The organism is Sphingobacterium sp. ML3W (assembly GCF_029542085.1).
Classification (GTDB): Bacteria; Bacteroidota; Bacteroidia; order Sphingobacteriales; family Sphingobacteriaceae; genus Sphingobacterium.
Genome location: NZ_CP107036.1, coordinates 5,327,792 through 5,341,972, shown reverse-complemented (window position 1 = coordinate 5,341,972; position 14,181 = coordinate 5,327,792). Strand labels below are relative to the sequence as shown.

At 50.7% G+C, this 14,181-nt stretch carries 1 protein-coding gene; it reads right to left on the bottom strand.

Annotated elements, in window-relative coordinates; all coding sequences use genetic code 11:
• Positions 1–7: 7 nt before the first annotated feature.
• Positions 8–14,155 (bottom strand): non-ribosomal peptide synthetase, encoded by a 14,148-nt coding sequence (locus OGI71_RS22220; RefSeq protein ID WP_282252012.1) that lies wholly within the window; start codon positions 14,153–14,155, stop codon positions 8–10.
• Positions 14,156–14,181 lie beyond the last annotated feature (26 nt).

The following is a 14,181-nucleotide window of genomic DNA, read 5'->3' as shown; positions in this document are numbered from 1 at the left end:
TAATTGGTTATTTTTTATTTTGTGTCTGTAAAATCCAGATTTGCGTTTGTATGGCTTTGCCTTGAAGTTCAATTGTAGGAAACATAAAAATATCTGAAGTAGACATTTTTACATTAAATATATTGTTGATTTTAGAAACAGATAGAATAGCCTTGAGGCTATTTCCGCCTAAACTAAAAAAATCATCTTTAATATTAATACTTTCCATTTCAAGAACTTCCTCCCAGATCGAAACCAGAAGAGACTCCACCGCATTACGGGCACCAACATACTCCGTACCCGTACCCAACAGACCTTCATCGGGATCAGGCAATGACTTCCGGTCAACCTTACCGTTCGATGTCAGGGGAAGCTCCGAAAGCTCAACATAACGCGACGGAACCATATAAGACGGAACCAGCTCACCAAGCTCAGCCCGGAGAGCGCCCACATCAACAGCGCCCGCGCCAACAATATACGAAACAAGCTCACGGTCCCCACCACTGACCTCACGTACAACCGTAACACTATCACGGATACCCGAACAGCGCTGAAGCGTAAGGTCAACCTCACCAAGCTCGATACGGTAGCCACGCACCTTTACCTGGCCGTCCATGCGGCCCCGGTACTCGATCTCTCCTCCTGACAGACGGACACCGAGATCGCCCGTACGGTAAAGACGCTCCCCCGCACGGTAGGGATCAGCTACAAATCGCAAAGACGTCAGATCAGACTGATTATTATAGCCAATGGCTACATTGCTACCCCCAATATAGATCTCCCCCAGACAGCCCTCAGGAACAACTCCCATATTACTGTCAAGAATATAGATCCATGTATTGTAAATCGGGGTACCTATCGTCGCCCGATCCGGTAAAATATGACAACTATGCCTATAAGAGACAGAAGTGACAACATGTGTCTCCGTAGGACCATAAAAATTAAATATATCTACCTCAGGGTAATCCTCCAAAAATCTCCTTAAATTCCCGGTTATATAGAGCTGTTCCCCTGTGGAAAGTATCTCCTCTATCTGATGCCCTGAAAGACCATTCCCTCCCATGGAATCAAAAAATACTCTCAAAGCAGAATAGGACATGGACAATATATTGATCCCCCTATCTATAATATAACTCCTCAGCAGATCAAAATCCCTGCGAGCTGCCTCACTGACAACATGCAGCTCACCACCCGTTGACAGCACATAATAAACGTCATTTAATGAGGCATCAAAACCAAATGAGGCAAACTGAAGATGCTTCCTCCCCCATCTTAAACCGGCCTCCAGGCGGTTCCACATCGTCAGGTTATAAAGCGTAGAATGAGTCTGTACAACACCTTTGGGTATTCCCGTAGATCCGGAAGTATACAATAGGAATGAAGCATCCTCCAATCCGATATGAACAGAAACTGCATCCCCGTCAGGAACTTCTGGAAGATCTTGTACATTAATAAAACGATAAGAACCTGCCCATTCCGGTCCTTCTGTATCCGTGATGAGAAGCGCAGCTCCACTTTCTGCCATAATATAAGAAAGTCTCGACTCCGGCAGTTCCTTCTCCATAGGAATGTAGATACAGCCGCATTTCATAACAGCAAGCATACTTATAACACTCCATTCCGAACGATCCAGGAAAACTCCAACCCCTGTGCCCTTATTGCCTCCTAAACTGATGATGATCTGCGACAGGTCGTTTACAACACGCGATAATTCCCGGTAGCTCAGCTCCCGATCCCCGTAAACCACAGCCGGAAGATCACCATAAAGAGCCGCACTAGACTCAAAAAGACTCACAACACTCTCCCCCTCAGGATAAGAAACATCCGTCGCATTAACCCCATAAACAAGACGATCGACCTCATCTGCCCCCAGATAGGCAACTTCCCCAAGGCGAACCCCAGGACCCGATGAAACACAGCAGATGAAACTACGCAGGTGCTCAAGGATAATCCGCGCCCGCGAATCGCTATAAACATCCGTGCTGTACTCAAGCCCCACGGAAAGAACACCCCCGGATTCCGAAAACGTAAACAGAAGGTCAAACTTGCTCGTAGAGTCCCCATAAGAACCCTCGTAACCGCTAACCTCAACACCCCCCACACAAACAGCACCAGACCCTATAGCACTATCTTCCTGAACGCTCAACATGACATCGAACAGCGGGTTGCGCCCCATGTCACGGACAACTCCCAGTTCCTCAACTAAACGCTCAAAAGGATAAAGCTGGTGCGCATAACCGCCAAGGCACACAGAACGAACATGCGACAGAAGCCCCAGAAAATCTTCTTCTCCCGTAAAACGGCTCCGAAAAGCAAGCGTGTTCGCATAAAAACCCAGCTGACCGGAAAGACCGGCATGCTCACGCCCAGCAATGGGACTACCGATGACCTGGTCTGTCTGACCGCTGTAACGGTAAAAAAGACCGTTGACAGAAGCCAGACAGCCCATGAAAAGCGTACAGCCTGACCCCTGCAGCACAGAACGGAAGGCCACGGAGTCAGACAACGACAACGAAACAGAAACACGGGAACCACGGTAGCTCTTTACTGCAGGACGCACAAGGTCCTCAGGCAGCTGCAGCACCGGAAGCTCACCCCCCAGCTGCTCAAGCCAGTAGGAACGAGAGACAGAAAAAAAGTCCCCGGACAGATGACCAGACTCCCAGCTCGCATAATCACGGTACTGAAGTTCAAGCGACGGCAGATCCGCCACCAAACCAGAAGAAAGCGAACCATAAAGCGACAGAACTTCCTTGACCATGATACCCATAGACCAGCCATCACTGATGATATGGTGCATCGTGCACAGAAAAACCCACTCCGAGGGACCTGTACGGTAAAGGTGCGCACGAAGCAGGGGGCCCGAAGATAGGTCAAAAGGACGCACGATCTCAGAGGACAGCAGCCCCTCAACACCCCCTCCCTCTATTGCATAACCCTCTCCAATAAGATCACGGTATGCAAGGGAAAATCCCGCATCTTCCGCTGAAAGAACAACCTGACGCACATCTCCCCCATCAACCGTACGGAAAACCGTCCGAAGGATCTCATGGCGCCCGATGAGCTCGCGGAAAGACCCCTCCAGTGCAGAAATGTCCAGAACACCACGGAAAACATAAACCGACGGAACATGGTAGGCCATGCTGCCCCCATCAAACTGGCTCAGAACCCATAGACGACGCTGCGAGGACGACAAAGGGTAACCGGAATCACTGTCGGGAACCCGAGCGATGCCTACAACGCCCGGAAGGTTGCCCCTGGAAAGAAGACCTGACTGACCCGAAACCGTAGGGTGCAGGAAAAGGTCCTGCAGGGACATCTGAACATGGAAACTCCGCGAAACACTGCCCGAAAGACGGATAGCCCGCAGACTGTTCCCCCCAAGATCAAAAAAATTGTCGTGGATACCGATGCCCGAACGGCCCAGAACTTCCTCCCAGATCGAAACCAGAAGAGACTCCACCGCATTACGCGCACCCACATACTCCGTACCCGTGCCCAACACACCCTCGTCGGGATCAGGCAATGACTTCCGGTCGACCTTACCGTTCGATGTCAGGGGAAGCTCCGAAAGCTCAACATAACGCGACGGAACCATATAAGACGGAACCAGCTCCCCAAGCTCAGCCCGAAGAGCGCCCACATCAACAGGGACAGAGCTAACAATATACGAAACAAGCTCCCGATCCCCCCCATTGACCTCACGTGCAACGGTAACACTACCCAGGATACCCGAACAGCGCTGAACAAAACGGTCAACCTCGCTAAGCTCGATACGGTAGCCACGCACCTTTACCTGGTCGTCCATACGGCCCCGGTACTCGATCTCTCCTCCTGACAGACGGACACCGAGATCGCCCGTACGGTAAAGACGCTCCCCCGCACGGTAGGGATCAGCTACAAATCGCAAAGACGTCAGATCGGGACGGTTAAGGTAACCCCGGGAAACACCAGCGCCACCGATATAGATCTCACCCACACAGCCCTCAGGAACAACTCCCATATTACCGTCAAGAATATAAATATATTCGTTATGCAAGGGGCGACCTATCGTACATCTTTCACTTGCATTTATTTTTAATCCTGTACTCCAAATTGTTGTTTCAGTTGGCCCGTACATATTGTATATTTCCGTTTTACCAAAACTCTTTAGCTTCTCAAATAGGTTTATTGGCAAAAGCTCTCCTCCAACTATTAACATCTTGATCTTATCAACGAAATTTTCATCATATGACAGCAAAACTTTAAGCCGCGACGGGGTAGTTTGCACAACATCCACGTCCCTGTTCAAAATTCCCCTTATAATTACCTCAGGATCGTTGCTATCCAAAACATTTATAATCAAACCATGGCAAAGTCCTCCCAAGATTTCAAGGACTGATATATCAAATGTGTAGTTAGTAAAAAACAAAATCGATTTCATTTCTTTAAAACTCACATTAAAGTTTAAGAAAAAAGAAACCACATTTCTGTGCTCCACCATAACCCCCTTGGGTTCACCCGTAGAACCAGAAGTATAGATAACATATGCAAGGTCTCTGCCATCGATAACCCCTTCAAGGGAATCCGCACTGTAATCGCCCATCACCGACCGAAAATCGGACAGAAAAGAGTCATCTATAACAACACGGCAGCCACTGTCGGACAACATATAATCAACCCTCGACCGCGGATAACCCGGGTCAATGGGAACATACGCCCCTCCGGCCTTAAGAACACCGAGGATCGCAACCACCATCCATTCTGAACGCTCCAAAAGCAAACCAACAAGAACTTCACGGCCAACACCGTGCTCCCGTCTGAGATAGTCCCCAAGACGGTTCGACAAACAGTCCAGATCACGGTAGCTCAGCTCCCGGTCCCCGTAGACCACGGCCGGTAGATCACCATAAAGAGCCGCACTGGACTCAAAAAGACTCACAACACTCTCACCCTCAGGATAAGAAACTCCCGTCGCATTAAACCCATAAACAAGACGATCGACCTCTTCTGCCCCCAGATAGGCAACTTCCCCAAGACGAACTCCAGGATTCGCTGAAACACAGCAGATGAAACTACGCAGGTGCTCAAGGATAATCCGCGCCCGCGAATCGCTATAAACATCCGTGCTGTACTCAAGCCCAACAGAAAGAACGCCCCCGGATTCCGAAAACGTAAACAGAAGGTCAAACTTGCTCGTAGAGTCCCCATAAGAACCCTCGTAACCGCTAACCTCAACACCCCCCACACAAACAGCACCAGACCCTATAGCACTATCTTCCTGAACGCTCAACATGACATCGAACAGCGGGTTGCGCCCCATGTCACGGACAACTCCCAGTTCCTCAACCAAACGCTCAAAAGGATAAAGCTGGTGCGCATAACCGCCAAGGCACACAGAACGAACATGCGACAGAAGCCCCAGAAAATCTTCTTCTCCAGTAAAACGGCTCCGAAAAGCAAGCGTGTTCGCATAAAAACCCAGCTGACCGGAAAGACCGGCATGCTCACGCCCAGCAATGGGACTACCGATGACCTGGTCTGTCTGACCGCTGTAACGGTAAAAAAGACCGTTGACGGAAGCCAGACAGCCCATGAAAAGCGTACAGCCTGACCCCTGCAGCACAGAACGGAAGGCCACGGAGTCAGACAACGACAACGAAACAGAAACACGGGAACCACGGTAGCTCTTTACTGCAGGACGCACAAGGTCCTCAGGCAGCTGCAGCACCGGAAGCTCACCCCCCAGCTGCTCAAGCCAGTAGGAACGAGAGACAGAAAAAAAGTCCCCGGACAGATGACCAGACTCCCAGCTCGCATAATCACGGTACTGAAGTTCAAGCGACGGCAGATCCGACACCAAACCAGAAGAAAGCGAACCATAAAGCGACAGAACTTCCTTGACCATGATACCCATAGACCAGCCATCACTGATGATATGGTGCATCGTGCACAGAAAAACCCACTCCGAGCGACCTGTACGGTAAAGGTGCGCACGAAGCAGGGGGCCCGAAGATAGGTCAAAAGGACGCCCGATCTCAGAGGACAGCAGCCCCTCAACACCCCCTCCCTCTATTGCATAACCCTCTCCAATAAGATCCCGGTATGCAAGGGAAAATCCCGCCTCTTCCGCTGAAAGAACAACCTGACGCACATCTCCCCCATCAACCGTACGGAAAACCGTCCGAAGGATCTCATGACGCACGATGAGCTCGCGGAACGATCCCTCCAGTGCAGAAATGTCCAGAACACCACGGAAAACATAAACCGACGGAACATGGTAGGCACCGCTGCCCCCGTCAAACTGGCTCACAACCCATAGACGACGCTGCGAGGACGACAAAGGGTAACCGGAATCACTATCGGGAACCCGGACGATGCCCGCAACGCCCGGAAGATTGCCCTTGGAAAGAAGACCTGACTGACCCGAAACCGTAGGGTGCAGGAATAGGTCCTGCAGGGACATCTGAACATGGAAACTCCGCGAGACACTGCCCGAAAGACGGATAGCCCGCAGACTGTTCCCCCCGAGATCAAAAAAATTGTCGTGGATACCGATGCCCGAACGACCCAGAACTTCCTCCCAGATCGAAACCAGAAGAGACTCCACCGCATTGCGGGCACCAACATACTCCGTACCCGTACCCAGCAGACCCTCATCGGGATCAGGCAATGACTTCCGGTCAACCTTACCGTTCGATGTCAGCGGAAGCTCCGAAAGCTCAACATAACGCGACGGAACCATATAAGACGGAACCAGCTCACCAAGCTCAGCCCGGAGAGCGCCCACATCAACAGCGCCCGCGCCAACAATATACGAAACAAGCTCACGGTCCCCACCATTGACCTCACGTACAACCGTAACACTTCCCAGGATACCCGAACAGCGCTGAACAGAACGGTCAACCTCGCCAAGCTCGATACGGTAGCCACGCACCTTTACCTGGCCGTCCATGCGGCCCCGGTACTCGATCTCTCCACCTGACAGACGGACACCGAGATCGCCCGTACGGTAAAGACGCTCCCCCGCACGGTAGGGATCAGCTACAAATCGCAAAGACGTCAGATCAGACTGATTATTATAGCCAATGGCTACATTGCTACCCCCAATATAGATCTCCCCCAGACAGCCCTCAGGAACAACTCCCATATTACTGTCAAGAATATAGATCCATGTATTGTAAATCGGGGTACCTATCGTGGCCCGATCCGGTAAAATATGACAACTATGCCTATAAGAGACAGAAGTGACAACATGTGTCTCCGTAGGACCATAAAAATTAAATATATCTACCTCAGGGTAATCCTCCAAAAATCTCCTTAAATTCCCGGTTATATAGAGCTGTTCCCCTGTGGAAAGTATCTCCTCTATCTGATGCCCTGAAAGACCATTCCCTCCCATGGAATCAAAAAATACTCTCAAAGCAGAATAGGACATATATAATATATTGATCCCCTTATCTATAATATAACTCCTCAGCAGATCAAAATCCCTGCGAGCTGCCTCACTGGCAACATGCAGCTCACCACCCGTTGACAGTACATAATAAACATCATTTAATGATACATCAAAACCAAATGAGGCAAACTGAAGATGCTTCCGCCCCCATCTTAAACCGGCCCCCAGGCGGTTCCACATCGTCAGGTTATAAAGCGTAGAATGGGTCTGTACAACACCTTTGGGTATTCCCGTAGAGCCGGAAGTATACAATAGGAATGAAGCATCCTCCAATCCGATATGAACAGAAGCTGCATCCCCGTCAGGAACTTCTGGAAGATCTTGTACATTAATAAAACGATAAGAACCTGCCCATTCCGGTCCTTCTGTATCCGTGATGAGAAGCGCAGCTCCACTTTCTGCCATAATATAAGAAAGTCTCGACTCCGGCAGTTCCTTCTCCATAGGAATGTAGATACAGCCGCATTTCATAACAGCAAGCATACTTATAACACTCCATTCCGAACGATCCAGGAAAACTCCAACCCCTGTGCCCTTATTGCCTCCTAAACTGATGATGATCTGCGACAGGTCGTTTACAACACGCGATAATTCCCGGTAGCTCAGCTCCCGATCCCCATAAACCACAGCCGGAAGATCACCATAAAGAGCCGCACTAGACTCAAAAAGACTCACAACACTCTCCCCCTCAGGATAAGAAACATCCGTCGCATTAACCCCATAAACAAGACGATCGACCTCATCTGATCCTAGATAGGCAACCGAAGAAACCCCCTGCAACACATCCGAAACCATATTGCCCAAAAGCTCCTCAAGATGCCTGGCAATACCGCCGATAAGCCATTCCGGATACACACTCCTGTCATAATGAAAGTGTACCCCGAAAGTATCTCCAGGGACAACAACAACCGTAAGACCATAGTTCGTCTGCTCCAGAGCAGTGGCCCCAAGCACCCTGAAATCAAACTGTGAGGACTCCAGACGCTCCTGCACCGGATAGTTCTCATAAACAACTATATGGTCAAATAGAGCCCCCGAAAAACCGCTCTCCGACTGAATGTCAGCAAGCTGAACATAATGGTGGCCAAGCCCCGAAATCGAGTCGCCCTGCACACGGAGTAAAAGGTCATGCACACTCTCGCCTTCAACAATACGTACCCGCACGGGAACAGTGTTGATAAAAAGACCCACCATGTCCTCTACCCCCACAAGATCACTGGGACGACCCGAAACAACCGTACCGAAAACAACATCATCACGGTCGTTATAACGGCCCAGAAGAATGCCCCAGGCACACTGGAAAAAAGTACTCTCGGTAACTCCTAAACCAGAACATAATGTCCGAAGGGAACCGTAAGCAGCCCCGTCAAGAACAAAGGACAAATGGCCATGCCCAGATCCACCGCTCTCACCAGCAGCCAATCCCTTAGGGAGGCCGCTCAGCATTTCATAACCCAAAAGATACGCCCGCCAGTATGCATACGAAGATACTCGGTCTATACCCCTAAGCCACGTGATATAGTCCGAATACGGGCGCACAGAAGCTAGCCCGGGATGCTCCCCACGGCACAGGGATCCATAGATCGAAAAAAAATCGTTCACAAGGATACTCACGCACCAGCCGTCCATCAAAATATGGTGATGGCTCCAGATAAACTCATAACGGTCCTCGGAAACACGTACAACAGAAAGACGCATCTGTGAACCCCTACCAAGGTCAAAACCCCGGGAAACATCTGCCGAAAGATACTCCGAAAGAGAAAAATCCTCCGAAGCACGCGAATCGATATAAACAAAGTCGGGCACAGCCTCACGTGCAACAACCTGCAGGATACGGTCCCCATAGGCATCCGTGAAAAAGGTCCGAAGGACCCCATGGCGCTCCACAAGATGCGCGTAACTCCGGGAAAGAACTGTACTGTCGAGCGACCCCTCAATACTGCACCTGAGCTGCTCAAAATAAAGCCCCCCGGAGCCTCCCGAAGATAACCAGTGGTAATAAAGTCCCTGCTGAAGAGGGCTCAGCTCATAGAGATCCTCCACACCGACACTAAGATCCAGATCCCGCACACTCGCCAGATCCAGGGAATTATAGCTCAGGTCCACAGGGGTAACATAGGCCTCTCGGCACTCCGAAAGAATGCCGACAAGCGAACGAAGGTGACCCTCAAAACAAGCAAGGACACCCTGCACCGTAGAGCGCAGATGGAGGCACCCGCTATAGACAACAGTAAAATGAAGCTCACCGTCAATGATCATACCCGTAAAATCCAATTGAGAAGTCCGAGGCCCTGCACTAGATATTCCTGAACCCCACGAACCTCCACGATAACCGAAAACCTCCCCCCCGGAAGCGGAGCCCGAAACACCAAAATCACCAAGATAATTGAAAACAACATTAGGGGAACTACTATAGCCGGCACCACCGAGATAACGCAAAATACCATAGCCGATACCCTTGTTCGGAACACGGTGAACACGCTCCTTTATGCACAAAAGATTATCCAGTGCAGTGCTGCCTCCGTCAATATCCAGAACCACCGGATATATGCTGGTAAACCAGCCTACCGTACGGCTGACATCAACATCTTCACCGATCGGCTCCCGGCCGTGCCCCTCAAGTCCGACAAGGATATGACTCATACCGAACTCCCCATGCAGGGAAAGACCAAGCGATGCCAGTAATATATCATTGATATCTGTACGGTAGGCCGAATAACAGCTCCCCACAAGCTTTGCAGTGGTCCCCCTGTCCAGAACAAAATGCTCACTCGAAACATCACCATATAGATTGGACCCCCCAGGGAAATCCACCCGGAGATCATCATAATCCCCTGAATCAACAGAAGACCAGTAAGCGGACTCTTCCTGCAATGCCGAACTCCCACAATAACGGACAAGGCTCTGTTGCCAGTAGCCATAGGAATCTGTCTTGGAAGGAAGATCATGGCCCCGCCCAGAAACATACCCCTGGTAAAGATGAGAAAGATCCTCCACCAGGATCCGCCAGGAAACACCGTCAACCACAAGGTGGTGACACAAAAGAAACAACAGGTCCCCTTCGTCACGCCGAAAGATACAGCCCCGGAAAAGCGGACCACCGGAAAGACTGAACCCTCCCTGTAATCGCTCACAGTGCGCCACAAGATCAGCGTCATCCCCTATGCTGACCACATCCAGCAAGGGCACAGCATCCCCCGAGTTCTCCTGGAACCAACCGGAAGGACCCTCCCGGTAAACATAACGCAGCGAATCATGATGGCGCATCAGTGAGCCCAAACAGAAACGGATACCATCCTCCAACAGAACACCATCGTAGGAAAGCATCACGCTCTGGTTATAGTGATGACGGTCAACCTGTATCTCCTCAAAAAATAAATGCTGGATCGGGCTGAGACCAAAGGTACCCGTCTCTACCCCCTGAAAAGGCTCTCGGGAAAGAGCAACAACAAGCCCCGAAAGTGAAAAAATCGTCGGAAAACGGAGGATATCCTGGATACCGAGACCATACCCCCCCTGCCGAAGCCGCGAAACAACCTGGATAGACTTGATCGAATCTCCCCCAAGAATAAAAAAATTGTCGTGGATACCGATGCCCGAACGGCCCAGAACTTCCTCCCAGATCGAAACCAGAAGAGACTCCACCGCATTACGGGCACCAACATACTCCGTACCCGTACCCAACAGACCTTCATCGGGATCAGGCAATGACTTCCGGTCAACCTTACCGTTCGATGTCAGCGGAAGCTCCGAAAGCTCAACATAACGCGACGGAACCATATAAGACGGAACCAGCTCCCCAAGCTCCGCTCGAAGAGCGCCCACATCAACAGCGCCCGCGCCAACAATATACGAAACAAGCTCACGGTCCCCACCATTGACCTCACGTACAACCGTAACACTTCCCAGGATACCCGAACAGCGCTGAACAGAACGGTCAACCTCGCCAAGCTCGATACGGTAGCCACGCACCTTTACCTGGTCGTCCATGCGGCCCCGGTACTCGATCTCTCCTCCTGACAGACGGACACCGAGATCGCCCGTACGGTAAAGACGCTCCCCCGCACGGTAGGGATCAGCTACAAATCGCAAAGACGTCAGATCGGGACGGTTAAGGTAACCCCGCGAAACACCAGCACCACCAATGTAGATCTCCCCCAGACAGCCCTCAGGAACAACCCCCATATTACCGTCAAGAATATAGATCCACGTATTACTGATAGGTAATCCGAGCGTAACTCCGGAACCAGGCTCCAGGCTCTTGACCATACAGCCAACTGTAGCCTCCGTAGGGCCATATTCATTATAAAGCGATACACCCTCGATAACTGAACTAAGCAGTTTAACATCACTCGGAAAAACCTCCTCTCCACCAAGGATAACTCTACCGACACTACCCTTAAAAGAATCCAGCGAACCCAGTAGACGAACATGCGAAGGTGTCAGCTTGATAGAGCCAACTCCGCACTCACCACGCAAAGAGTCGCGGACAATATCAGCAGTATCGGTACCATCGCCATAAATATAAAGACCGCTTCCGGATAGCAGACCGCTATAGATACTCGTAACTGTCAGATCAAAAGATAAAGAGCTGGGGACCCCAAAATATCCCCCGGAAACATTCCCAAGATAAAAGTCCATCGACCAAAGAACATAGTTCACCAGATTACCGTGCTCAACCATAACCCCCTTGGGTTCACCAGTAGAACCAGAAGTATAGATAACATATGCAAGGTCACTGCCATCGGTAACCCCTTCAAGGGAATCCGCACTGTAATCGCCCATCACCGACCGAAAAGCGGTCAGAAAAGAGTCATCTATAACAACACGGCAGCCACTGTCGGACAACATATACTCAACCCTCGACCGCGGATAACCGGGGTCAATCGGAACATAGGCTCCCCCGGCCTTAAGAACACCGAGAATCGCAACCACCATCCATTCAGAACGCTCCAAAAGCAAACCAACAAGAACTTCACGCCCAACACCGTGCTCCCGTCTGAGATAGTCCCCAAGACGGTTCGACAAACCGTCCAGATCACGGTAGCTCAGCTCCCGATCCCCGTAGACCACGGCCGGTAGATCACCATAAAGAGCCGCACTAGACTCAAAAAGACTCACAACACTCTCCCCCTCAGGATAAGAAACTCCCGTCGCATTAAACCCATAAACAAGACGATCGACCTCTTCTGCCCCCAGATAGGCAACTTCCCCAAGACGAACTCCAGGATTCGCTGAAATACAGCAGATGAAACTACGCAGGTGCTCAAGGATAATCCGCGCCCGCGAATCGCTATAAACATCCGTGCTGTACTCAAGCCCAACAGAAAGAACGCCCCCGGATTCCGAAAACGTAAACAGAAGGTCAAACTTGCTCGTAGAGTCCCCATAAGAACCCCCGTAACCGCTAACCTCAACACCCCCCACACAAACAGCACCAGACCCAACAGCACTATCTTCCTGAACGCTCAACATGACATCGAAAAGCGGGTTGCGCCCCATGTCACGGACAACTCCCAGTTCCTCAACCAAACGCTCAAAAGGATAAAGCTGGTGTGCATAACCGCCAAGGCAAACAGAACGAACTTGCGACAGAAGCCCCAGAAAATCCTCTTCTCCAGTAAAACGGCTCCGAAAAGCAAGCGTGTTCGCATAAAAACCCAGCTGGCCGGAAAGACCGGCATGCTCACGCCCAGCAATGGGACTACCGATGACCTGGTCTGTCTGACCGCTGTAACGGTAAAAAAGTCCGTTCACGGAAGCCAGGCAGCCCATGAAAAGCGTACAGCCGGACCCCTGAAGCACAGAACGGAAGGCAACGGAGTCAGACGGCGACAACGAAACAGAAACACGGGAACCACGGTAGCTCTTTACCGGAGGACGCACAAGGTCCTCAGGCAGCTGCAGCACCGGAAGCTCACCCCCGAGCTGCTCAAGCCAGTAGGAACGAGAAACAGAAAAAAAGTCCCCGGACAGATGACCAGACTCCCAGCTCGCATAATCACGGTACTGAAGTTCAAGCGACGGCAGATCCGACTCCAAACCAGAAGACAGCGAACCATAAAGCGACAGAACTTCCTTGACCATGATACCCATAGACCAGCCATCACTGATGATATGGTGCATCGTGCACAGAAAAACCCACTCCGAGGGACCCGTACGGTAAAGGTGCGCACGGAGCAGAGGGCCCGAAGATAGGTCAAAAGGACGCCCGATCTCAGTGGACAGCAGCTCATCAACAACACCCCCCGCTATTGCATGACCCTCTCCGGTAAGATCCCGGTATGCAAGGGAAAATCCCGCCTCTTCCGCTGAAAGAACCACCTGACGCACATCTCCCCCGTCAACCGTACGGAAAACCGTCCGCAGGATCTCATGACGCACGATGAGCTCGCGGAACGATCCCTCCAGTGCAGAAATGTCCAGAACACCACGGAAAACATAAACCGACGGAACATGGTAGGCACCGCTGCCCCCGTCAAACTGGCTCACAACCCATAGACGACGCTGCGAGGACGACAAAGGGTAACTAAATGAAATATCAGTCCTGGGTATAGAATCAATAATACTTTGACGATTTAACTCTGTTAAATATGCCAGTAAAAGTTCTTTATTTGCCTTAATAACTTCTAAAACATCATTATCTAATTTCTTACCGGGAAACTTAACCAACAGATCTTTATTATCAACTTTTAGCTCAATCTCCTTCTTCCTCAGAAAGGATAAAATATCGTTCATAAATTATATTTATTTTACAGTTATGA